This is a genomic window from Nostoc sp. WHI (genome assembly GCF_015714725.1).
Classification (GTDB): domain Bacteria; phylum Cyanobacteriota; class Cyanobacteriia; order Cyanobacteriales; family Nostocaceae; genus Nostoc.
Genome location: NZ_WBKM01000234.1, coordinates 20,316 through 42,628 on the forward strand (window position 1 = coordinate 20,316; position 22,313 = coordinate 42,628).

23 protein-coding genes and 2 pseudogenes are annotated in these 22,313 nt (G+C 41.6%); 15 read left to right on the top strand and 10 right to left on the bottom strand.

The genetic code is table 11. The features are described from left to right. The first annotated feature begins 27 nt into the window (after positions 1–27). Entirely contained in the window at positions 28–720 is a 693-nt protein-coding gene (locus tag F8S12_RS23490; protein WP_196518732.1) for an HAD family hydrolase, read from the top strand. Between the two features lie 153 nt (positions 721–873). Here the strand turns inward: F8S12_RS23490 and F8S12_RS23495 are convergent, their stop codons facing one another. Continuing rightward, entirely contained in the window at positions 874–1,500 is a 627-nt protein-coding gene (locus F8S12_RS23495; RefSeq protein ID WP_196518733.1) for a CPP1-like family protein, read from the bottom strand. A 622-nt stretch (positions 1,501–2,122) separates the two neighbouring features. Between F8S12_RS23495 and F8S12_RS23500 the strand changes: the two genes are divergently transcribed. Further along, a complete protein-coding gene (locus F8S12_RS23500; protein WP_196518734.1) occupies positions 2,123–2,848 on the top strand; it encodes a response regulator transcription factor in 726 nt (241 codons plus the stop codon). A 578-nt stretch (positions 2,849–3,426) separates the two neighbouring features. On the opposite strand, the pseudogene F8S12_RS23505 reads toward F8S12_RS23500, so the two are convergent. Next, positions 3,427–3,618 (bottom strand): annotated as a pseudogene (locus tag F8S12_RS23505) (DUF2811 domain-containing protein); the annotation flags it as partial. Here F8S12_RS23505 and F8S12_RS23510 point away from each other — a divergent pair. Next, complete coding sequence (locus F8S12_RS23510) at positions 3,617–3,949, top strand: hypothetical protein (protein WP_230968217.1); 333 nt, start codon at positions 3,617–3,619, stop codon at positions 3,947–3,949. The pseudogene F8S12_RS23505 and the gene F8S12_RS23510 overlap by 2 nt on opposite strands. 143 nt (positions 3,950–4,092) lie before the next feature. Then, entirely contained in the window at positions 4,093–5,364 is a 1,272-nt protein-coding gene (locus tag F8S12_RS23515) for an MFS transporter (protein WP_196518737.1), read from the top strand. A gap of 37 nt (positions 5,365–5,401) precedes the next feature. Here F8S12_RS23515 and hisIE read toward each other — a convergent pair whose 3' ends face one another. Both hisIE and F8S12_RS23525 read right to left on the bottom strand, forming a co-directional pair. Continuing rightward, the gene (gene hisIE, locus F8S12_RS23520) at positions 5,402–6,052 is read right to left on the bottom strand and encodes a bifunctional phosphoribosyl-AMP cyclohydrolase/phosphoribosyl-ATP diphosphatase HisIE (protein ID WP_196518738.1); all 651 of its coding nucleotides are present in this window, start codon (positions 6,050–6,052) and stop codon (positions 5,402–5,404) included. Between the two features lie 361 nt (positions 6,053–6,413). Next, complete coding sequence (locus F8S12_RS23525) at positions 6,414–6,602, bottom strand: ChaB family protein (protein ID WP_196518739.1); 189 nt, start codon at positions 6,600–6,602, stop codon at positions 6,414–6,416. Between the two features lie 110 nt (positions 6,603–6,712). On the opposite strand from F8S12_RS23525, the gene hemL reads away from it, so the two are divergent. The 8 genes and pseudogenes from hemL (at position 6,713) to F8S12_RS23565 (ending at position 11,854) form a co-directional block, all read left to right on the top strand. After that, positions 6,713–8,011, top strand: a complete 1,299-nt coding sequence (gene hemL, locus F8S12_RS23530; RefSeq protein ID WP_196518740.1) for a glutamate-1-semialdehyde 2,1-aminomutase — start codon at positions 6,713–6,715, stop codon at positions 8,009–8,011. Positions 8,012–8,431: 420 nt separating this feature from the next. After that, positions 8,432–8,779 carry a type II toxin-antitoxin system HicB family antitoxin gene (locus F8S12_RS23535; RefSeq protein ID WP_230968218.1) on the top strand — a complete coding sequence of 116 codons (348 nt, stop codon included), beginning with the start codon at positions 8,432–8,434 and terminating at the stop codon, positions 8,777–8,779. Continuing rightward, positions 8,776–9,213 (top strand): type II toxin-antitoxin system VapC family toxin, encoded by a 438-nt coding sequence (locus F8S12_RS23540; RefSeq protein ID WP_196518741.1) that lies wholly within the window; start codon positions 8,776–8,778, stop codon positions 9,211–9,213. The genes F8S12_RS23535 and F8S12_RS23540 overlap by 4 nt, the downstream gene beginning before the upstream one ends. A gap of 3 nt (positions 9,214–9,216) precedes the next feature. Further along, on the top strand, positions 9,217–9,378 hold the full coding sequence (locus F8S12_RS23545; RefSeq protein ID WP_331001430.1) for a tyrosine-type recombinase/integrase: 162 nt from the start codon (positions 9,217–9,219) through the stop codon (positions 9,376–9,378). Positions 9,379–9,535: 157 nt separating this feature from the next. Continuing rightward, positions 9,536–10,891 (top strand): hypothetical protein, encoded by a 1,356-nt coding sequence (locus F8S12_RS23550; RefSeq protein WP_196518742.1) that lies wholly within the window; start codon positions 9,536–9,538, stop codon positions 10,889–10,891. Positions 10,892–10,909: 18 nt separating this feature from the next. Continuing rightward, positions 10,910–11,146 (top strand): annotated as a pseudogene (locus F8S12_RS23555) (tyrosine-type recombinase/integrase); the annotation flags it as partial. Positions 11,147–11,219: 73 nt separating this feature from the next. Continuing rightward, a complete protein-coding gene (locus F8S12_RS23560) occupies positions 11,220–11,441 on the top strand; it encodes an AbrB/MazE/SpoVT family DNA-binding domain-containing protein (protein ID WP_196518744.1) in 222 nt (73 codons plus the stop codon). Further along, on the top strand, positions 11,441–11,854 hold the full coding sequence (locus F8S12_RS23565; protein WP_196518745.1) for a putative toxin-antitoxin system toxin component, PIN family: 414 nt from the start codon (positions 11,441–11,443) through the stop codon (positions 11,852–11,854). The genes F8S12_RS23560 and F8S12_RS23565 overlap by 1 nt, the downstream gene beginning before the upstream one ends. Here the strand turns inward: F8S12_RS23565 and F8S12_RS23570 are convergent. From F8S12_RS23570 to F8S12_RS23580, 3 genes are all read right to left on the bottom strand, one after another. After that, on the bottom strand, positions 11,848–12,024 hold the full coding sequence (locus tag F8S12_RS23570; protein WP_196518746.1) for a hypothetical protein: 177 nt from the start codon (positions 12,022–12,024) through the stop codon (positions 11,848–11,850). The genes F8S12_RS23565 and F8S12_RS23570 overlap by 7 nt on opposite strands. Before the next feature lie 86 nt (positions 12,025–12,110). Then, positions 12,111–12,614 carry a 2TM domain-containing protein gene (locus F8S12_RS23575; RefSeq protein ID WP_196518747.1) on the bottom strand — a complete coding sequence of 168 codons (504 nt, stop codon included), beginning with the start codon at positions 12,612–12,614 and terminating at the stop codon, positions 12,111–12,113. 141 nt (positions 12,615–12,755) lie between these two features. Further along, entirely contained in the window at positions 12,756–13,559 is an 804-nt protein-coding gene (locus F8S12_RS23580; RefSeq protein ID WP_196518748.1) for a creatininase family protein, read from the bottom strand. A 157-nt stretch (positions 13,560–13,716) separates the two neighbouring features. Between F8S12_RS23580 and F8S12_RS23585 the strand changes: the two genes are divergently transcribed. Then, positions 13,717–14,433 carry an ROK family protein gene (locus F8S12_RS23585; protein ID WP_196518749.1) on the top strand — a complete coding sequence of 239 codons (717 nt, stop codon included), beginning with the start codon at positions 13,717–13,719 and terminating at the stop codon, positions 14,431–14,433. Between the two features lie 330 nt (positions 14,434–14,763). Further along, a complete protein-coding gene (locus tag F8S12_RS23590) occupies positions 14,764–15,318 on the top strand; it encodes a peptidoglycan-binding domain-containing protein (RefSeq protein WP_196518750.1) in 555 nt (184 codons plus the stop codon). 294 nt (positions 15,319–15,612) lie between these two features. On the opposite strand, the gene F8S12_RS23595 is transcribed toward F8S12_RS23590, so the two are convergent. The 3 genes from F8S12_RS23595 to F8S12_RS23605 form a co-directional block, all read right to left on the bottom strand. Beyond that, positions 15,613–16,269 (bottom strand): DUF4276 family protein, encoded by a 657-nt coding sequence (locus tag F8S12_RS23595; protein WP_196518751.1) that lies wholly within the window; start codon positions 16,267–16,269, stop codon positions 15,613–15,615. Beyond that, positions 16,266–17,351 (bottom strand): AAA family ATPase, encoded by a 1,086-nt coding sequence (locus tag F8S12_RS23600; protein WP_196518752.1) that lies wholly within the window; start codon positions 17,349–17,351, stop codon positions 16,266–16,268. The genes F8S12_RS23595 and F8S12_RS23600 overlap by 4 nt, the downstream gene beginning before the upstream one ends. A gap of 248 nt (positions 17,352–17,599) precedes the next feature. Further along, entirely contained in the window at positions 17,600–20,020 is a 2,421-nt protein-coding gene (locus tag F8S12_RS23605) for a sucrose synthase (RefSeq protein WP_196518753.1), read from the bottom strand. 697 nt (positions 20,021–20,717) lie between these two features. Here F8S12_RS23605 and F8S12_RS23610 point away from each other — a divergent pair. Next, entirely contained in the window at positions 20,718–21,773 is a 1,056-nt protein-coding gene (locus F8S12_RS23610; RefSeq protein WP_196518754.1) for a hypothetical protein, read from the top strand. The last annotated feature ends 540 nt before the right edge of the window (positions 21,774–22,313 follow it).

Below are 22,313 nucleotides of genomic sequence, written 5' to 3' on the forward strand. Positions count from 1 at the left end.
TTTAATAAAAATTAACACTTTCCGCCGATGCTAAGACTTATTACTGACTTCGACGGCCCAATTATTGATGTTTCCGAACGGTACTACCGTGTTTATCAATTCTGCTTGGAGAAAACCCGTCGCCCAAACCAAGTTGTGCAAGAACTTCCGAAAGCGGAATTTTGGCAGTTAAAGCGATCGCGCGTTCCCGAAAAACAAATCGCCTTAAATTCTGGGTTAGACGAAGCCCAAGCGCAAGAATTTGTCCAGTTGCGGCGGCAAACAGCCCATACAGAACCTTATTTCAACTATGACACTCTCCTGCCCGGTGCTGTAGATGCACTGTTAAAAATTCAACAAGCTGGAATTGATTTGGCAGTTATGACGATGCGCCGAGTTCGGGAACTAGATTATGCCTTCAAAAAATATGATTTAGGGAAATTTTTCCCAGAAAATCGTTGTTATTGCCTGACTAACGACTACGTTAAAACTCGTGATATTGAAGACAAGCCTTTGTTGATGGCTAGGGCATTAAAAGAACTGCCCCCAGCTTCTGATACCTGGATGGTGGGAGACACGGAAGCCGACATCACCGCCGCCAAAAATTACGGTATTAAGGTGATGGCTGTAGAATCTGGTATCCGCGATCGCACCCAATTGGAACTTTACCACCCCGACTTAATCGTTAAGGATTTCAGCGCTGCTGTAGATTTAGTCCTACAGCCTAAACCCTTTGTCTAGACAGTCCCCACAGTTGCAACAGGTTAAATTAATAGGCGATCGCTTGTTATATTTTGATAACTAAAACTGTGCTATTTTACCGCCTGTTGCATCTAAACGAAGAACATACATTAATCACATCTTTTTTACAGAGGCTTCCTTACGGGTATTAATTTAGCGCAGAAAGCTACTAACCAACCACAACAATATAAACGTCAGCACCGTAGAGAACTGATTCGATGTCAGATTAATGAATGGTATTTGTGATAGCAACAAGCTAGCAACAAGTCCCCCTACGATTAAACCAATTATTAAACCGACCAGGGTGAACAAAACTGCTCGGCCAAATTTGCCTTCTTTGCGATTGAGAAAGTAAATACTGGCACTTACCCCAACCATCAATGCTAACTGCAAAACCTGATCGCCTCCCTGTGGGTAAAACACACTAATAGTACTCAAACCCAGATACCAAGCTCCTGGTAAGAGTATATCCGCAGGCGATGGTTGATCCAGCGTCCTTTGCAGCCATGCAGGTGACTGCTCGCGAGGGGTTGGACTTTCTTTAGGAAGGGATTGCACTCGCAACTCTGGAAACCGGATGCGTTCAGGTACTTTGATTTTACCTTCCTGGCGCATCCGTAAGCGATCCATTAAAATCGCATCGTAGGCTGCTTCAATTACTTCTAAATGCTTGGCATCGCCACTATGTTGCTCGAATAGGCGATTACGAGCATCCTGAATTTCATCGAAGCTAGCCTCTTCTGATACCCCAAGTTTTTTGTAGGGATTTTGATCGCTCATAGGAGTTTGTTACTTCAGCCTCAGTCAGCGGCAGTACTTATGTCTAATAAAAAACAGTTTTAGGTTTTTCTTTGATCGAAACTAAAGTCTCGACCTATTTTTATATCCTATCAGGATACTAGCACGGCTTAGCTTAATCGACTTTGTAATTTCAACTATACTCACTTTAACATATCGCCACAACTCAGTGTATACCCTCATGTCGTTGCCCAGTTCTGGCTCTAATCTAGAATTGGAACCGAGAGTACTTAAACACATAGTATAGTTTTTATGAAAAAATTAACTCTACTGTTTCAGATTTGGCAACTTACTGTACCTTAACAGAGTTTTTTTAACTATACTGAATAATCGCTTGTGGTGCATATCCGCATATCGATTTAAAATTGAAACGTTTTTAGTTACCACTTAACTGGGATCAAGAAGGTGTCTCGATGTCAAGAACTCTTGCAACTGTGGCTAACACGAGTTTAGCGTTCTCATCGTCCACAATCCTGATTACAGTATTTATTTTTGAATGATCAGGATTCTCATGCCGTAGCCATGTAGATTCTTAGTTAGTTCCAAAGTGATAACTGCGTTTTACCAACCCTCTTATTAATCTTACGAATTTTTGTGTAAAGTAATGGTCATGGCTCCTGCCAAGATTCTTGTAGTTGACGACGACCCTGCGGTTCGGAATTTAATCCAACGCTTTTTAATGAAGCAGAACTATCAGGTAGAGGCTGCCGAAGACGGAAAGACAGCCTTAACTCTATTTGAGCAATTTAACCCTGATTTGGTAATTCTAGATGTGAATTTACCAGATGTAATTGGGTTTAACCTCTGCCAAGAGATGCAAAGTCGTAATGGTGTTTTTGTTTTGATGTTGACTAGCCGTACTGACGAAGCTGACAAAATTCGCGGCTTTTCTAAAGGTGCTGATGACTATCTCACCAAGCCTTTTGGGCTGGGAGAGCTAGAAGTCAGAGTGGGAGCGATTTTGAGGCGTCAGCGAGTGATAACTACCGCCGAGCAGAAACGCTTGGTATTTGAAAAACTTATGATTGATCCAGTGCGACGGGAGGTAGCACTGAATAACCAACCTGTACTGTTAACTGCGCTGGAATTTGACTTGTTGCATTTTTTGGCCAGTCATCCAGGTCGAGTTTGGCGGCGTGCGGAGCTAATCCAAGAGGTATGGGATTATGAATATGTCGGCGACCAACGGGTTGTAGATGTACATATTGGTCAAATTCGTAAAAAGATTGAAATTGATGTTACTCAGCCAGCATTAATTCAAACTGTACGTGGCGTAGGGTACAAGTTTGAATCTGCTGCTCACCCCCACCACTTGGAAGTCAATTCCTGAGTTTATGGTCTAGAGTTTTTTAACTCTTGACTGTTGACTCTTGTGGGAGCAATTGGTGAATTTCTTCGACTTTAGGGACTTCCAAGGAATAAATTACTCAACAAAATCAAGAGTCTATACTAAGGAACTCCAAAAAATAAATTATCCAATTTGTGCACTGAACGCGACTTCTTCCCCCTTCTCCCTCTGCTATGGGATGTTTTTTATTTGGAAGTCCCTAACTGTGCATCGCTAAAATGTTTGCAGCCAGATAATAACCGCTAGATAACAAGTAACTAACGGTCAGCTAATATACTCAGGTTTTGTTTCAATTCTAAATCTGGCGCTATTACCAAATAGTTTTGGCAACATGAGAAACTATTGGAACCTTCTTAAGATCAGAATCTACTGATCTTTTTTGTTGTAATATTGCTCCCATATGGCCGATTACTTCGGGTCAAAATCCTCTTGATAGGACACGATTTGCCGTGTCCATATTAGGGCATGAGCCAGTATAAGACCCTTCAGACTAGTACCTATGGGGTGTCTAGTAGATTAGCCGTTGCTGGTGAATCAATGCAGGGTATTTCTACTGAGGAGTGGTAAAACAAAGTTTCTAGATAAACTCGGGCCGCACGGCGATCGCTATCTCCATTTTGGAGTAAAAACAATGATAGCGCCGCCCTCAATACTCTGTTTTCATCCCAATCGGGATGGGTTTCTAAATAGTTTTTTAAGGATTCGTGGAGTGTTTCAGGAATTTCAGTAAAGATGCTAACCGTTGCTTTCATGAGATTTTCCTCCTATGAGGATAATCAAGAGGGACAAGTTGCTTGTAATGAAGCGGCAATCAAGCTACTTCACACGCTCTTTCGCCAGTTCGACAATCGCCGTCCACATCTGATGGTAATATATATTACACATTTGATACCAACGGTTGAACCGACTATTAGAGCAAGCCGAATCATTGTGCGCCAACAGGGGGTAGGTTTGTCAATGCTGCGAAATGTTAAAAACGATTGTATAAAAAATAAATACGAACGCAATAATCAGCCTTTAAGCCGATTTTTCGTTACTTTACTTCATAAAAACTCAGTACTTAAAGTTCCTTGCCACTGTTAATTAACAATCCCCAGTCAGACGGCAAGAAGCTTATTAGCTCGTAAAACACCTGGGGAAAACTGCTAAAATCCCTGTGGAAACCCTGTGGAATGAGTGAGGAAAATTGCAGCCAATGATAAGAATTACAAAAATGTCACGAAACTATGACATTTAAGCTGATGAAATTAGCTTCTCAATCTGAGTTATCATCGTGGCTACCTTCGATACATCCCCAGGTCTGGATTTTCGCAATTGGTAGATTTCTCTCGGAAGTTGGCACCGGCTTTACCTTGTTTTACGCCCCGATCTTTTTTGTTAATCAAGTTGGTCTATCTGCAACTAGTGTCGGGGTAGCCTTGGGTAGTGGCTCGATTTCCGGCATTGTCGGGCGGATTGTGGGTGGTTCTTTGGCTGATTCTGGAGAATGGGGACGACGCCGCACTTTGTTGCTAGCGACGGCGATTTCAGCAATTGGTTCTTTAGTTTTAGCTGCAACCAATAATTTTACTATTTTGGTAATTGGTAGCTTGATTAGCGGGTTAGGGATAGGTTTCTATTGGCCTGCGGCTGAAGCTGTTATTGCTGATGCTACCCAGATTGACAATCGCCGCGAAACTTTTGCGATTGCCCGATTAGCAGATAATCTTGGGTTAGCTATGGGAATTGTGCTAGCAGGGTTTTTGATTGCGATAATTGGCAGTTATCGCTGGCTATTTGTGATCGATGCCATCTCTTTTGTGGTATTTTTTGGGGTTGTCTATGTGGGGATTAGTGAAACCGAACAACAGCAGATAAAGGAATTGGAGAAGACACAATATATTGCTTCTTGGATGCCAGTATTAAGCGATCGCCGTTTCTTGGTCTACATAGCAGTTAATATATTCTTCACAATCTATATTTCTCAAATACACAGCACTCTGCCGCTTTACTTTAAAAACTTTGTCATAGAAAGTACTGCGAAAGGATCTGCCCAAACTATTATTAGCGTTCTGTTTGCTTGGCATCTGATGCTAGCCATTATCTGTCAATTACCTGTTACCAGCGCCTTAAAACGTTGTTCTCACACACTCGCACTCACTGTTTCCGCCATTCTCTGGGCAATTGGTTTTAGCCTCATTTGGGTTAGTGGCACTGCCTCGTCTCATCATCTGGTTTGGGTAGCATTGGCATTGGGAGTATTTGCTGTGGCGATTGTTTCTTACACCCCATCTGCTGCCGCTTTAGTCACTGAGTTAGCCCCGGAAAATCAACGCGGCGTTTATTTCTCCATCAACGCTGTATGCTGGGCTGTTGGTTCTTTTATTGGTCATCCCTTAGGTGGATGGGCATTAGATCAACCGCGCATCATTACTGATAGTTTGTGGCTAGGCTTTTCTTTGAGTGTGGTGTTTGTCGTGGCAATTTTACAGTACCTCAATCGAATTTTGGCTGAGTGAGATAATCCCCACGGTAAGATAACTTGTTTTTTTTGCTCTACTGGCGACGTTCTTGCAACTTACGATATACAGATTTCAAATCAACTTGATGGTGAGCTAAGGCAACCAAAGTATGATATAGCAAATCAGCGACTTCACCTGCGATCGCATCTGCTTCATCGTCCTTAAAGGCCATTACCACCTCAGCAGTTTCCTCACCAATCTTTTTCAAAATTTTATTATCACCACCTGCGAATAGTTTACAGGTGTAGGAACTTTCAATTGGATGATCGCGGCGATCGCATATTATTTGAAACAATTGCGATAATGTATCCCCTGGTGGTGGAGCAATTTTCCCTTCTATTTGGTGAAAGCAACTGCGTTCTCCAGTGTGGCAGGCAATATCTCCTAATTGCTCTACCCCTATAAGCAGCGCATCACTATCACAGTCATAACGGATACTCTGCACTTTCTGAAGATGTCCAGAAGTCGCCCCCTTGTGCCACAATTCTTGCCGGGAACGGCTCCAAAACCAAGTTTCTTCAGTTTCTAAAGTTTTTTGTAACGACTCCTGATTCATCCACGCCATCATCAGGACAGTACCATCCAAATAATCTTGGACAATTGTAGGTACTAGACCCCGTTCATCGTAGCGAATTTCCTCAACAGGGATGGCGTAATGTAGTAAGCGCGAATCGTTAGAAGACATACCAGCTAATTTGCTCTAATGAGAATAATTCATGGATTCACGATACCATTCTAAATAGAGCAGCTGGCATATTTTTTCAATTGAACTATCTTATCTAGCTGTGACATACTCCTACACTGACTGCAAGCAGTGGAGTGTAGGCTTCTCACCCAATCCGGCTATTGCTTAGGAGGCGATGAGCTTTATTAAAGAGACGGAATGCCCTGCCGCCCCTATTTATTAATTTTAACTTCGATTTGTTCGTTTCCTCTACGTCCTCCTCTCTCCCTATCGCATTAGTCGGAGGACTGTCGTCAACTCCCGCGCAATTCATCTCATCACTTCCACTTCGCGGTAAGTAAGAGGCTTCTTGCTGTTTCAGCTAAACAAGAGCATTTCGTTGCATAGCAGACTGCATCTTTACAGCACTCAACGCGACTTTGTGAGCTTTTGCCGCTTCACCATACCAATGAATTGCCGAGTTAAAAGCTACTCGGTAAAGATCCTGGGATGCTTCAGATAATCGAGTTTGAACATCTAAAGGTAAGTCTTTATTGGACTTATATAACATAATATTTGTTATTTATTTGGTTCAGCTAATTCTATACAATAAGAATTTTAAGCAGTTTTTAACCCTATCCTAAGATAGAGCTTTTTATTGTCCGTTGTTAGGAGAGAACCTTGGTAAATACCACAATTAAAACAACAAAATCACAAGAAGTCTTTGCCGCCGCTCAAAACCTTATGCCAGGAGGAGTCAGTTCTCCAGTTCGCGCCTTTAAATCTGTGGGCGGACAACCCATCGTTTTTGATCGTGTTAAAGGCGCATATATTTGGGATGTAGATGGTAACCAATACATAGACTATGTAGGCACCTGGGGGCCAGCTATTTGCGGTCATGCTCATCCAGAAGTAATTGCAGCGTTGCATGAAGCTTTAGAAAAAGGTACCAGTTTCGGTGCCCCGTCAGTACTAGAAAATGTTTTGGCAGAAATGGTCATTGATGCCGTTCCTAGCATCGAAATGGTCAGATTTGTCAACTCTGGAACTGAAGCCTGTATGGGAGTTTTGCGGCTGATGCGAGCTTTCACCAACCGAGATAAAATCATCAAGTTTGAAGGCTGTTACCACGGACACGCTGATGCGTTTCTAGTGAAGGCGGGTTCTGGTGTTGCGACACTTGGCTTGCCAGACTCACCGGGAGTACCTAAATCGTCAACTAGCACCACTTTAACTGCACCTTTCAATGACTTAGAAGCCGTCAAAGCCTTGTTTGAAGAAAACCGCAACGAGATTGCTGGTGTTATTCTTGAGCCAGTTGTCGGAAATGCTGGGTTTATTGCGCCTGACGCTGGGTTTCTAGAAGGGTTACGGGAACTAACTCACGAGTATGGAGCGTTATTGGTATTTGACGAAGTGATGACAGGCTTCCGCATTGCTTACGGTGGCGCTCAGGAAAAATTTGGCGTCACTCCCGATTTAACGACCTTGGGTAAGGTGATTGGTGGTGGTTTGCCAGTAGGAGCCTATGGCGGTCGTCGAGATATTATGTCAATGGTTGCTCCCGCCGGCCCCGTATATCAAGCTGGGACTCTTTCTGGTAATCCTTTGGCGATGACTGCTGGCATTAAGACTTTGGAATTGCTGCAAAAGCCTGGTAGTTACGAGTATCTTGACCGGATTACTAAAAAGCTAGCAGATGGTTTGCTGCAAGTAGCCAAAGAAACTGGTCATGCGGCTTGCGGTGGTCAAATCAGCGCGATGTTCGGGTTATTCTTTACTTCTGGCCCAGTTCATAACTACGAAGATGCGAAAAAGTCTGATACAGCTAAATTTGGACGCTTCCATCGCGGGATGTTAGAGCGTGGTGTTTACTTGGCACCTTCTCAATTTGAGGCTGGGTTTACATCTTTGGCTCACACTGAAGAGGATATTCAGCAGACTTTAGTAGTTGCACGGGATGTAATGTCGAGCCTGTAAGCTGCTAAGAGACTTCCGAATAAAAAGTATCCAGTGAACTTTTGTGGAGGCAGACAACACGAGAGGCACTTGGTTGGGTTGGGCAAGATGCCTAACCCGACTTACGCACAGGTGGAAAATATATTATGGCGGTAATGGCAACGAGACTCTCTTGGGTGGTTTAGGTGCGGATAGATTCAGGTTATCCTTTCAATCGGAAGGCATTCACTAGCAACTTACCGAAGTAAATTACTATCGCTTAAACCGTGACAGGGAACGGGTGTTATCTAAAAGGTGGTCGGTGGTAGCACAACATCCGAGAGAAGGCAGGCGATCGCTGTTTTCGGGGACAATAAGATGGATTTAACTACATTCAGCACTCAGTAGCACTTTGGAGGAGATAATGCCAGAAGCCAAAAGGCGCAAGAAGAAAGCATTATTATGGGGAAAGTGAATCTAGTATCGCTGTCTATGAATCTTCAAAGAGTCACAAGTTTGAATAGGCTGTCTCTTCATGTTCTGGTTGAACAGGCATCCGAGGGGCATTTTATCGCGTCAGTGCCAGAGTTGCCTGATTGTGTAGCCGAAGCTGAAACCCGTTCGGATGCGATCGCGGCTGTACAAGAGCAAGTTAGAGTCAGACTGGCAAATATTGAGGTACTGACGCTAGAAATTGCCAATAATCCTTGGACAGATTTTATTGGGATGTTTGAAGGAGATGATGAGTTTGCAACTCTTGCTCAGGAACTCCGTACTGAGCGCGAATTAGATATAAATAGCACTGTATGAGCCTTTGGGTGTTAGATACAGATCATGTGTCGCTGCTATTGGAACGCCATCCACAGGTGAGCCGTCGAGTTGCAGAGGTGGGAGCAGAGGTAGTGATTTCTATTGTGACGGTTCAGGAATTGTTTAATGGTTGGGTGGTGAGAATCAATAGTGCGCGAAAAGTTGAGGATGTTGTGCGACTGTATGGAAAGTTGAGCCGGACAGTTGCTCTATTTGGACGGGTGAGGGTGTTGGATTTTGATGATTTTGCTGCTTGTACGTTTGTGCGATTGCGATTAGAAAATCCCACGTTATCGAAACAGCGATTACAGAAGGATATGCGAATTGCGGCAATTGCCTTGGCTCTTGATGCAGTTGTAGTGACGCGAAACTATCGAGATTTTTCTCAAGTACCTTCTTTAAAGATTGAGGATTGGTCACGACAGGATGGATGATCATTGTGTTTTAGGAGGACTGCGTTAACCAGGATGAGCGATGCGGGGATACCGTTGCGGCACATTCAGGAGATATCAGGACATCGGACTTTGGCAGCTTTGGAGCGTTATTTGGGGGTAACTGAGAAGCAGAAGCAAAACGCGATCTCTGCTTTAGATTTTTGAAAAATGTAGGGAAATTAGATGAATACGTCTAATAATAATCTCGTCAGTTTTGGGTCTACCAAATCTTTTGATTTTTAATTATCAGTGGTTTTACCCAAGACATATTTTAATTTATTCGTTTTAAATATAAGTAAGTTAGTAATTATATAAAATACTTATGTCAGAAATTATCCCGGTACAGTCTACAGCTATCCAATTGTCATCATTGCCACCGTTACCAGAAATTATGCTACCGGCTGTAAATCAATTTATAGCTGCATTGGGTATTCCCAGAGAGGTGTTAGCCAGCGATGAAGATATTGAATACGCTTGGATAGGTTTACCAAGGGAATTACGTAGTATTTCTACTATAAATTTACGTGGCGAGTTAATTGCTAGAATGTGCATTGCAGTAAGTGTAGGACTTTTTGATAGTGCAATTAACTATGCTTGGAATGCTTCTATATTACAACTACGAGAAAAAGTTAAAAATTTTGGTTTACCAATAGTTGCTCAAATTCTTCAAAAAGACTTTGAAGAAAAACACCTTTTGGATCTTCAAGATAGTCAACTACTGGAGCTTTGTTTGAAGCTCAATCTTGCAACAGAAGATGGTTATTTCTTCTTAGATCAATGCAGGGATACTCGTAACAACTTCTCCGCAGCTCACCCAACAATTGGTCAATTAAACGACCGCCAGTTTACTGCTTTTCTTAACAGTTGCGTAAATTATGCTCTTGCTGAATCTTCTTCACCACGTGGTGTTGATATTGCAGCTTTTATTTCCGCAGTCAAAAGTTCTCGATTCGCAGAAGGGCAATGTTTATTGTGGCAAGAACGCTTGAATGCAACACATGACGCTCAAAGAGGTTTATTATTTGGAACAATTCATGGCATCTATTGCGACCCAAGTACACTAGAGCCAGCACGTCTAAATATAATAGATTTATATGCCTATTATAAGGAAAAGCTAACTTCAGCGATTCGGTCTAATCTGATTAATCGACATTCAGAATATTTAGCAAAAGGTGATATACAGCGCCATGCAATATCTCAACAATTCTTTGAGAAGATAGGTTTGCTTAATCTTCTCAATGAATCTGAGAAGCATACTCTAATATCAAAAGCAATTACTCAACTATGGAACGTTCATCAAGGATGGAATAACTTTCATAATGAGCCTCCATTTGCAGAACGACTAGCAGAACTGTCTAGACAGGGTTCACTACCAGTTTCTATACAGGAAGAATTTGTTGAAAAAGTAGTTGGTTGTTACATTGGAAATGAAAGTGGAAGTTCTCGGAAGGCAGAACCTTTCTACGAAGAAATGATACGTGAATTTTCACCAAAAGAAATACAGCACATGGTTGAGATTCAACAAAAGAAGTCTTCTCTTGTTGCACATAGAATTGTAAGTAACTCTATATGCCGTAAAAGATTTCAACAAGCTCTCAAACTCATTGATGCTTCTAGCGTACCAGATGCTGTTCGAGTAAGCTATGAAAATTTTCTTGTACAAAAAAGAAGCAGCTAACTAAAGAGACAGACTGAGCATCTGACTCGATTCATGGCCGACAAAATTCTCCGCGATGCCTGCAAGCGGATTGGGGTAGAAGGAGTCAGCACCCATTCGTTTAGGCGAACTGCCCTCACGCAGATGTCAAGTGCGGGGATACCTTTGAGAACTATTCAAGAAATCTCTGGTTACAGCGACCTGGGGACGTTGCAGCATTATCTGGAGGTCACGCCAAAGCAGAAGCAAAAAGCTATTTCTGTGATTGGGTTTTAGATTTAGTAAGGTAGGATGTATATACTCAAGTAAGGAATCCTTACATTTGATAGCAAAGGCTAGGAGGCAAGTCATGCTCGCCAAGTTAACTTCTAAAAATCAACTAACGCTGCCTAAAAGTATTACTCGTGAAATCGGTGAGGCTGAGTATTTTGAGGTAAAGGTGGAGAGGGGGCAAATTATTCTGACTCCTGTAAAAATTCAGCGGGCTGATGCGGTTCGATCTAAGCTGGCGGATTTAGGACTGAGTGAGCAGGATGTGGCTGATGCAGTGGCTTGGGCGCGTCAGTCCTAATGGCTTGTCCACGGGTAGTAATTGATACTAACATCATCATCTCGGCGCTGATATTTGGGGGCAGAGTATCTAGGCTTCGTTTGGCATGGCAGGACGATCTCTTCACTCCCGTGGTTTCTAAAGCGACAACGACTGAGTTAATCCGAGTGCTGGCTTATCCAAAGTTTAAGCTCACGCCAACTGAGCAAGAAGATTTACTATCGGATTACATACTCTTTTGTGAAGCTGTAGCGATGCCCGATCGCTTGCCTGTAATTCCTGAATGTCGTGATCCGTTTGATGTGCCTTTTTTACTTTTGGCTGTGGTCAGTGAGGCTGATTATCTCGTGACGGGCGATCGCAATTTACTCAGTCTAAAAGATAATTTTTCTTGCCCGATTATCACGGCTGAAGATTTTCACTCATGTTATTGATGGTCAGTCACCCTAATTTTTCCGGTGGCGATCGCTAGTCGTGAACTGGCAGCAGCTTTTAGTGCAGAAACTGATGAATTACGATTAGGACTACAAATATAGGTGACTGTTGTACATTCATCCCACCTTCCGCACCCCCAAGTGTCACAGAGGGAAATTACTGGGATCAAAAAGTCAAGCAGGAATTAAAACAGACATATTTATTCAAAAAAGAGATTTGAGCAGCCATGAATCAGCAAAAATGCCACCATATCTACTAAGTCTGCAACGCTTTAAACCATCTGTTCAAAACTGTACTAATGGTTTTCCTAATTTGATGCCTACGACTCCATTTCTGGAACGCCATTTCGTACTCTTCACCTTTGATTTGAAAAGTATTCCATACATCAAACCCTACTGGCAATCCGCAGAATGCTAAAATGTAGAGCGACCAAGAAATTCCGCCACCATTGATTAAATCGACCAGTATCAAAAAGCCATTGAAAATTGTATAATTGCCAAGACGCTTCTGAAATCTTCTCTTGCGGTAGGCATCAAAAGCTGTTCGCTGTTGCACTTGTCCCTGTTGCACTTCCCAATCGCGTTCTGCTAATTTTAAAGACTCTGGGGAAATTTCTAACTCAGCAGCAATTTCTAATATCTGCTCATAAGAAAATTCTGTGTCTTTGTCATTAGCTTGACGAGCGATCGCTAAATGCAGAATTTGCTGCACATCTTCTTGGCTATAAGAGCGGATGCTTTGAGGTTCAAACGCCGTCATAATTCTTTCTCTTATATTACTTTTGATAGAAATTTGCTGCTTGATAAATGTTAAGCAGCTACGCCAGTAGTATTTCTAGATTAGCAAATCTATTGGAGTTACGCATATAGAGATCCCCGATCCTCAATGATTTTGAATTGCTTACTGGGGTTGTGGTTGTCGAAAGGCGTAAACATCTTGAATGACTTGCACCCAACCGTTAGCGACAGATTCGAGGATGCGATCGCCTTTTTCTTTGGTTGCAGTTGTAGGGTCGCCAATCACTCCACTTTTACTGATATCTCGCGTCACCCAAGCTACAGGTAACTTACCTTCCCAACTCAGTAAACTACTTTCTGACTGTTCTGGGGGATACTCTGCAACAGCTTTCTCTAGCTTCACTTGTTCTGGCAAAATCGATAGCATAATGCTGGTTTCGGCATCTCCGGCGTGCATTCCTAACGCTGCCTCTTTCGGAGTCAATAAATCTTTAGTAATATTAGGCACGCGCCAAGTAAACAACGGAAATACCAAAAAGTCATCATAATTAACGTGCAAATCCCGCGCTGCCATTTGCATAACTTGGGGTTGTCCGCCGTGGGAGTTCATTAACACCAGTTTTCTAAACCCAGCCCGGTAAATACTTTCTCCCACTTCCATAATGATTGCCGTGAGAGTTGCCGTGCTTAGAGTAATCGTACCGGGAAAGTGCCAGTGTTCATTAGATTTGCCATAATAAAGGCTTGGTAAAGCATACGCGGGAATACTGGCATCCAGCTTTTCCAATGCTTTTCCCAGCACCCCCACACCGATGGCAGCATCTACAATCAACGGCAGATGGGGGCCATGTTGTTCAATTGCCCCTACTGGCTGGATAATTACTACATTTTCCTTATCTGGCATTGCCTGGATCTCAGTCCAAGTGAGGTAGGGAAAAAAACGTTTTGGTGGAATTAAACTGTGCATATTACTGAAATTGTGGCATCTCTATCTTAGCGGTATTGGTTATTTCCCCCTACTCGCCACTCCCTACCAATGTGAAGACTCTCCAAACATCCAGATATGATCAGATGCAGCAGAGGATAATAACGAAATAACAAGCATTAACAAGGATGTACCGTCAATGGTTGAAGAAAATGGATCAATTCGTACTTTATCGGTTGATATTGGCGGTAGCGGTGTTAAAGCTATGGTTTTGGATATTACGGGGAATCCTGTAACGCAAAGGACACGTTTAGATACACCTCAACCTGCTACACCAGAGGTTGTAATTAATGCAATTGTTGTCTTAGCATCGGCTCAAGGTGAATTTCATCGCGTTTCGGTAGGTTTTCCCGGTGTGGTGCGGTGTGGAGTCACGGAAACAGCAGTAAACTTACATCCAGATTGGATCGGATTTGATTTGGAAACAGCATTATTAAAACACTTAAATAAGCCTGTGCGGGTGATTAATGATGCAGATATGCAGGGGCTTGGAGCGATCGCAGCTAAAGGTGTAGAATTAGTGATTACTCTGGGTACAGGGTTTGGTTCGGCTTTGTTTGTGGATGGTAGACTGGTGCCGAATATGGAAATGGGACATCATCCGTTTCGCAGAGGAGAGACTTTTGAGCAACAACTGAGGCGTGCAGAGTTAGAAAAAATTGGCGACAAAAGATGGAACAGGCGTTTAGAAAAGGCGATCGCATCCTTGCAACGTCTGTTCAATTATGATTACCTTTACATTGGCGGTGGTGAAGCTGTAAGAGTGAATTTCCAACTACCGTTAAATGTGAAACTCATCCCTAATATCACTGGTTTATTAGGTGGCATTGCTTTGTGGCAAGATGAGAAAAAATAAAAAGTTTTTTAGTATCCGTAACTGATTGTACTAAGCGATGTCTAAGGTCAGGCTACGCTTACGCGTATTTTATCAAGGTGCCTCTTTTCTCAACATTTAAAACTGATATAAAAATTAACACAGATTAAGTAAGAAAATTACACAGACATTGTGTTCAGTAGCCCTGAGTAATTTTGTCATGCAGTAGTTTAAACTTTAGTTAAAATTCAAGACTATGCAACATTATCTGAAAAAATTAATAGACGATTTTTATTTGGTCAGTATGCCTATCCTGGACAGCACTACTGTTGATTGTTAAAAGAAATATTGGTTTAAGTGAAACGAACTACAATGACTGAAATTGGCCTAATGATGACGGGCGTGTTCAAAATAAGACAAGCATCTGGGCTGAATTTGCCACAGCAGCAATTATTTCAGATGGAAAATGATGTAAACCAGTCAATACAGAGTCAGTTAGAGATAACTGCCCAAGTCACACCACCTGAATTCATGCAGATAGATGGAACTTTCCAGGCTTCTTCCTCAGCGATCGCACTAGAGAAAGAAGATATACTTAAGAAAATCAGCAAAAATAATCAGTTCCTAGCTTCTTCTAACTTAGGTAAGTCCAAGAAGTATTCTCAGTCCAGGGGTAAAGTCCATACAAAGGCTACAGGACGGTTCCAGAAGTTTAGTAGCCAACCTTTACCGACTCTCTATTTCGGTAACTCTGGTGTTGGTGTCAGAGCATTACAACGGCTGTTAGTGTCTAACGGTTATGCCGTTAAAGTAGATGGGATTTTTGGGGCGCTGACAGAGACTGCTGTGAAAGCCTTTCAAAACCAGCGGAATTTAGCAGTGGATGGAATAGTTGGTCAACGAACCTGGCATACGTTGACAATTTAGTTAGGAATTAGGAATTATGAAACTTTGTAAGTAATCGGACAAAATTAATTACACAATGTCATTGCGAATGGAGCAAAGCGGAATGAAGCAATCGCAAGGGCTGGGATTGCTTCACGACCTTCGCAATGACTGTAAATATTTTTGTCCATCTTCGTATTATTCATAATTACTGATTTATTTGTAAAAATCTAAGAAAAAATCACTTTTATAAATTAGTAATAATGCTGGAAACTTTCTAAAATATGGAGTACATAAGTAACATTTCTACTGTCTTTTGAGGGTAACATATTCTCTTCAACCCTTACCACCTCTGATATTTTCAAGACGCGTTAACCATTGATTGAAATGCTGGCACTGCCGACGTATTGTATCCAACCCAATATCCATTGCAATCAAGGAGCCATGTAATGGCTTTTCATATCCAAGGCAACATTTGATAATTCGTTTGGATGGGGCTGTTGTCGGATCTTCATTAATATGTTCAGGTGAAAGGAATAAGTTACGATCTGCCTGTAAACTATCTACTGTGCTTTGATCAAACCATTGGAGAAAAGCTTGTGGATTGCTGTACAGGAGTCCCTCAAACTCATGAACCAGTAGATTGGGGAGAAAGTTTTGGTGTTGAATGTCTGCGCTCATTTGCTGCTCAAGATATTCAGCTTTCTGAAATGGGTCATTCGTACTAGCCTGAGAACTGCTTCCAGGAAAATCATTTGGCAATCGATATAAATCAAACATTGTAGTGACGAACGCCGAACCATCCTCAAGGCATTTACGATTCAATTGCGGCTTGATCTTTGCATAGCTCACTACACCGCCCTTACTTGTTGAGCTAGTTCGCACAAGAATGGGGTTGAGGTATATGTCTTTTCGCTGAAGATGCTCGCAGAGTACTTCTTTTACAAAAGTTTCTTCCGTCTGTCCTTCTACAAAAACGTGTATTCGGATCATCGTGAAGGTCTCCCGCCAAGAATATTCTTCTTCCACAGTTCTCCTAAGCTATAATCTTCAAGCCACTCGTGTAAATCATCCTCATTCAATCTTCGGAGTAATGATTTACCATCATCACGATCCACAACAATTACATCTTCCGCGCTAAATTCATTGAGCAGTTCAACCGACTGAGTTGAAACAATAACTTGTTTTTCTCTGGCGACGGAGCGCATTAACGATGCAAGAACAGTAATTGCATACGGGTGAAGACCTAGCTCAGGTTCATCAACCAAAATGGTTTCGGGTTGAAGAGAAGTGGGTTGTAAAAAGACAGTGACCAGGCATATAAAACGAAGTGTTCCATCCGAAAGAAGATGAGCTTTAAACGGAATATCCTGACCTTGCTCGACCCATTCCAACTCGATCACCTCATTGTTTTGTAGAGAAGGACGTAGATAGAAATCACCAAAGAAAGGAGCAACAAGTCGAATTGTTTTGACAATTCGCCGATAAGATTCCGAATAATTTTCACTTAATAAATATAGGAAAGCTGCAAGATTGCGTGCATCAGAACGCAAGTAAGCATTATCATTAATCCTGTGTGATTGCTTCACATAAGCGCTGTCGCTTGTGTCGTGGAAATGATAAACCCGCCACTGCCGCATCGTGGGTAATATGTACTTGTCAATTCTTGTTCCGCTACCCCGTAAAGCATTAGTCTCAAAATGACCACTACCGATTTCATACTCACCCCTCATGTCCCACCAAAAAGACTCTTTGGAAAACATCAGACGGTTGTCTTGAGTTGGTTCAAGCGTAGCAAGATACCCATTCTTTCCAAAATAAAGCCCAATCTCTAATTGCTCAGTTGTTTTACGGCCAAAATGCAAGATCGCATCGGGACCACCCTGGCGGCTTACTAAAACTTGCAGATTCATTTCAATCATCTGCTGAACCATGTGAAAGAAGCCTATGAAGTTAGATTTACCTGCACCATTACATCCAATAAGTATGTTTAGTTTCAAAAGCTTAAGGTCACATTCAGCAATAGACTTAAAGCCCTTCAAAACAATCCTTGATAGTTGGCTGTCACTGGTCACTGGTTAGATCCCTCACGGAATGATCTCCTGATTTTTAAGCTTTTGGGCTACTTGTTTGACAAATAGACTTAATAATAATTGTAATTTAGCTCATCTAGCCCGGAAATGATGCGCGCTAAATGTCAATAGGCTTGGATTAAGCCAAAAATCCTTTGTAGAGACGTTGGATTGCAACGTCTCTACATACCAAAAATCTTCAACCTAAACGCATTGAGTTAAAGATGGAATAGCTTATCCCTTCTAACTGATTATCGGTACTTGTGTTGCTCTAATAGCTGTTGCGCTCTTGGCTTGTAAATTAAATAGAATAAAGCCTCAATATAGCGCAACAAATCTTCCCGGTTCTCCTTCGAGGTAAAGTTCCAGAAGCCATAAATCCGTGCTAATGATAACAGCTTGGTAGTATGAATTTTCCAAGTATAAGTGCTGCAAACCCGGTCAATTCCTCGCTGGGAGATTTCATTCCAATAGTTAGGGTTCTGTTCGCACTTGATGATAAATTCTACAACTTTTGTGGCTGTCTCGTCTAAATTCGTTGGGTTAATGTAAAAGCCATTAACTTTATCTTGAATAATCTCCAGTGGCCCACCAAACTGTGTGGCAAAAGTCGGTAATCCTGAAACCATCGCCTCTAAAATTGTCAAACCAAAAGCTTCAAATAAAGCTGGTTGTACAAAAATTCCCTGATGATCGGCAATTACTCGGTAAATTTCACCAGAATCAGTTTTAGACAGGCGTACACCCAACCAACGAATCTTTCCGTGGAGATTGTACTGGTCAATTATTTGGTAGAGTTTGATAATTTCGTCGCGTTCTTCATTGTCGCCTGATTCTTCTACACGCAACTTACCCGCTACCAAAATTAAGTTGCAATGTTCTTGTAATTCTTTATTTTGACCAAAGCATTCAGCTAAACCTGTGAGGTTTTTGATCCGATCAAGACGCGCCATTGAGAAGAGAGGACGCTTGCTAGGATCGTCAAGTTTGCCAAAGATTTGCGCGGGGTCTTCCAGGGTAAAGAGTATTTCTGCAAGGCGTTGGCGATCGCTCTCCACTCTGTCTTGAGTCTGCGAGTAAGGAAAATAGTAATTCTCGTTTACTCCAGGCGGTACGACATTAAATTTAGGACTAAATAGTTCAATCCCATTCGTCACATGGTACAACTCCGGCATGGTGAAGCATTTATAAGACTCGTACTGTCCTACACTATCCGGTGTCCCGACAATTTCTTGGTAGGTGCTGCTAATGATGAAATTGGCAGCATTCATTGCCAGCAAATCAGCAGTGAATTGCAAGGAAAAATGATATTTATCCTCCAAATCTTGCCAGTAGAGGTTACTGAACAAGTATTTAGATTTTTCCAACGCATGGGCAACATTACATTGAGTAACTTTCAGCCGTCGCGCCAGCAAAAACGCTACTAGATTTCCATCAGTATAATTACCCACAATTAAGTCTGGTCTACCTTGAAATTCTGCTAGCAGTTCTCTTTCTGAATCAATGGCGTAGGTTTCTAGGTAAGGCCAAAACTCAAACCGGGAAATCCAATTTTGCGTCATCTTGGGATTGAATTCCCGTAAAGGTACTCGCAAAATCCAGGCGTTTTCAGTACCGTGGACTTTTTCTAGCCGTTGGTTACAAAGGGTGCCATCACTATTGGGAATCAAGCGGGTGAGAATAATCACCTTTGGCTGGACATTCAATCCCTCTAAACCAGCTAGCAGGACATCTTCTTGTAGCTGCTTTTCTAGACTCTTTGCCTGGTCAAGGACATAAACTACCTGACCGCCAGTATCGGGACGCCCCAAAACTCCCTCTTGCCCAAACCAACCGTGAATTGACACCAAGACGATTTTAAAAATCATCGGGATGCGAGAAATGAAGGCTTCTAGGGTTTGAGGATCGGGAGAATCAATCAATTCATCGAGAATATTTAGGGTTTCCCGGACTCGCCTTGCAATGTTACCCCATCCCGGTTCAAAACCCATTGTCTGCAATTGGAACCGGAATTTTTCGTAGGTTTCATCGTCGGGGCGATTGTTAACAAAAGTTATGGCTTTCTTAACTTGCTCAGAAAGTTGCTGCTGTGATTGAATGCGATCATTAATCAGCAGCTGAACGCCGTTGTATTGGTGCAGACGCAAGAAATTAAACAAGCTGTCTAGCAATTGTTTGGAGTCTTGAAATAGTTGGCTGGATAAATAGCGGTTAAGAAACTGCACCCCCTTACCAATATTTTTGGGATCGCGGATTGCTGGGCTGTAGTCATAAAACGGGCCGAAGTCCAATTCTAGCAGGTCGCCCTCATTAGGATGAAATTTGTTCACCAAGCGATCGCGCAAATCTAGCAAATCCTGCACCGTCATCGCCTCAATGCTCAAGTCGGATGTCAACCAATAAACTTCTTGACTGGCAATTTTAGAACGAATGATAAAGCAGAAGTTTGAGTCCTCTTGAATAATTTCCTGAGTATAGTAAATCAGTTTGCCTAACTCAGAGGTAGTATAAAAAGCCTCAGATTTCTGAGATTTTGAGCAATACTCACTATATACATTAAGTATGTCGTTTCGCAGCAAGTACTTCTTTTCTTGTTGGCGTAATTCACTAATAAAGGAACGCAAATCACTTTTTTCTTCACTATCTAAGACTGCTTGAAGCAATTCAGACATGGCAACTCCACTAGATGACGACGTTTGCATTGTTGACTTTCAAAGCGAGACAAATAAGTCTCTACCTTTTCTCAGACCACATATAAACACGAAATAACACAGATAAATTATATTTATCTGTGTAGCTATAAGTATCAACTTTTCAGCAGGCACTTAAATCATGTTCTACTTTACTTAAAGTATCTATGACTCAGTATTTTTGGCTCTAACTAAAGGAATACAATTTTTATTTCTTTTGATAGATGTTAGAAAATAACTTCATTACTTCCAAAAGTAAGAAAATCTAGCCCCAAATTTCTTACTTTTTTTGCCACAGCCGAAACTTATCAATGGTTTTAAAAGCGATTGTGGATTATCTCCATTGCACAGTCGAGGTTAGTAGACATTATAAAGTTAGTATAAAGCTGCTTAATAGCTTTATGAAGGTTATTTAAATGTTTGCTTAACGGTCTTAACGGTCTTAACTGTCCTTGTATTTTTTTTAATAATATTTTATTTATAGATAGTAATGCTTTCTTTCAATCACAAGAAAAAGCATTGTTTTAGCAATATATGCAACACATAAAGGTCAAGGAACAATTGATAAGCCAAGCTAGATTTGAAATACTAGGTGTCTTAACTGTCCTTGTGTTGTATTGTTACTCATGTTCAATTTAGCTGCTAAAACTTTTAACACCAGTAAATAAGGAAGTAAACAATGTCAACTGCAATTTTGTTCAATGGAGCCGCTTCACTTATCGCCCAAGAAGCGGGAATTTTAGACTTACTACTCGGTAATATTCCTGATGTACCAGGCATATTAGATACTAAAGATGTGACATTCGTTGGTGGGCTGAGTTCGGGAGCGCTAATGTCCTTTGCTTTCAATGCCGCTTTTTGTGAGTCTCCAACACTTTCATGGACTGAGTTTAAGGAAAATATTCTCTTCCCTATGACCACAGCGCAAATCTATGGTGACCTAGAAGGAGGCTTTTTCAACACCGAACCGCTCAGTGCTCTATTAACACAAATCACTGAGAAGGTAGGTTACAAACTGATCCAAAATTTGCCGTTTAAGAGCGCAATTGTTATAAGATATGCCGGTAAAGATGCAAGTAAAAACTATTGGCTGACAAATATTTCAGAATTTGCTGAACTACTTCCAAGCGGTGACTTGAAGATTTCTACAAATATTAAAGCGCACCAGGCTGACCTTGAATTGGTTTCTTCGTTAATGTGTTCTACTGCTATTCCAAAGATTTTTCCACCGCAAAAACTTTATTACAAAGACAGTTCCCAATCTTCTTCTATTAAGATGGCAGACGGTACCGATGCTAAATTTCTTGATGGAGGATTTGGCGTAAGTAATATGGTTTTCGCTGGTTATCGAGAGTTTTTCGAGACTTATGTCAGCAAATTTAGTAAGTTTGATAAAATTTACATTATCTCTCCCAAATTCGTCAAGACCGAACCAGTGCCACTGGAACGAATTAATCTAGCTAATAGTAATGGTACTCTTGCAGAAGAGGACAATTCAGGAGAGAATCCGTTAGAGATTATGGAAAACTGGACAATAAACTTCCTTAAAGACATCAAAAATCAAAATTCTGGACAAGCTTTTGCAGACACAATTTATTATTGCAAGCCAGAAATAGAAGTTTTTGGCCCTTTGGATTTCAGCAATGAAAAAGCACAATACGATGCTACAATTGCTTGGGGAAAGAACAACCTAGCCAAGATTGCCCGCGATCTTAAAGATATTCAATTTAGTTAATCTAAGAGGATGTTTGAAAAGTCCTCTTATTGGTAGCAAAACGTTTTAGATCCCCCTAAATCCACGCCAGTTGCTCATAGGGGAAACCCCCAAGACCCCACTGGCTCCCCTTAAAAAGAGGGACTTTGATTCCGGTTCCCCCCTTAAAAAGGGGGGTTAGGGAGGATCAATATCAATAACTGCCTAAAATCACAGCCAACCACTTTTCAAACAACCTCTAAGGCAATTGAGCATTATTCTTTCAAAAGTTTTGTTGGGTAATTTAACTGATCAAACTTTCTGCACTATCGGCGTTGCTTAGGTATTGTAAAAGATACAGCACATTACAAGTTGGTGAGGTACAGATGATCTTAAGGGCACAGCACTGCTATGCTCCTACTGTGTACTTCATCTACCTGAAAAACGCTGTAAGTGCAGATGACACACTTAATTTTTATTAAGCAAGTAGATTTCCTTATATACATCAAACTACTTATAAGATAATCTGATAAATCATAGTGCATTAGCGGCTCTTCCAAATCATTAACTTGTAGAGGGCAG

Bases quoted from the DNA above. Each gene is read 5' to 3' on its own strand.
- F8S12_RS23490 (WP_196518732.1), top strand. From the start codon at position 28: ATGCTAAGACTTATTACTGACTTCGACGGCCCAATTATTGATGTTTCC.
- F8S12_RS23495 (WP_196518733.1), bottom strand. From the start codon at position 1,500: ATGAGCGATCAAAATCCCTACAAAAAACTTGGGGTATCAGAAGAGGCT.
- F8S12_RS23500 (WP_196518734.1), top strand. From the start codon at position 2,123: ATGGTCATGGCTCCTGCCAAGATTCTTGTAGTTGACGACGACCCTGCG.
- F8S12_RS23510 (WP_230968217.1), top strand. From the start codon at position 3,617: ATGAGATTTTCCTCCTATGAGGATAATCAAGAGGGACAAGTTGCTTGT.
- F8S12_RS23515 (WP_196518737.1), top strand. From the start codon at position 4,093: ATGACATTTAAGCTGATGAAATTAGCTTCTCAATCTGAGTTATCATCG.
- hisIE (WP_196518738.1), bottom strand. From the start codon at position 6,052: ATGTCTTCTAACGATTCGCGCTTACTACATTACGCCATCCCTGTTGAG.
- F8S12_RS23525 (WP_196518739.1), bottom strand. From the start codon at position 6,602: ATGTTATATAAGTCCAATAAAGACTTACCTTTAGATGTTCAAACTCGA.
- F8S12_RS23535 (WP_230968218.1), top strand. From the start codon at position 8,432: ATGGGGAAAGTGAATCTAGTATCGCTGTCTATGAATCTTCAAAGAGTC.
- F8S12_RS23540 (WP_196518741.1), top strand. From the start codon at position 8,776: ATGAGCCTTTGGGTGTTAGATACAGATCATGTGTCGCTGCTATTGGAA.
- F8S12_RS23550 (WP_196518742.1), top strand. From the start codon at position 9,536: ATGTCAGAAATTATCCCGGTACAGTCTACAGCTATCCAATTGTCATCA.
- F8S12_RS23560 (WP_196518744.1), top strand. From the start codon at position 11,220: ATGCTCGCCAAGTTAACTTCTAAAAATCAACTAACGCTGCCTAAAAGT.
- F8S12_RS23565 (WP_196518745.1), top strand. From the start codon at position 11,441: ATGGCTTGTCCACGGGTAGTAATTGATACTAACATCATCATCTCGGCG.
- F8S12_RS23575 (WP_196518747.1), bottom strand. From the start codon at position 12,614: ATGACGGCGTTTGAACCTCAAAGCATCCGCTCTTATAGCCAAGAAGAT.
- F8S12_RS23580 (WP_196518748.1), bottom strand. From the start codon at position 13,559: ATGCACAGTTTAATTCCACCAAAACGTTTTTTTCCCTACCTCACTTGG.
- F8S12_RS23585 (WP_196518749.1), top strand. From the start codon at position 13,717: ATGGTTGAAGAAAATGGATCAATTCGTACTTTATCGGTTGATATTGGC.
- F8S12_RS23590 (WP_196518750.1), top strand. From the start codon at position 14,764: ATGACTGAAATTGGCCTAATGATGACGGGCGTGTTCAAAATAAGACAA.
- F8S12_RS23595 (WP_196518751.1), bottom strand. From the start codon at position 16,269: ATGATCCGAATACACGTTTTTGTAGAAGGACAGACGGAAGAAACTTTT.
- F8S12_RS23605 (WP_196518753.1), bottom strand. From the start codon at position 20,020: ATGTCTGAATTGCTTCAAGCAGTCTTAGATAGTGAAGAAAAAAGTGAT.
- F8S12_RS23610 (WP_196518754.1), top strand. From the start codon at position 20,718: ATGTCAACTGCAATTTTGTTCAATGGAGCCGCTTCACTTATCGCCCAA.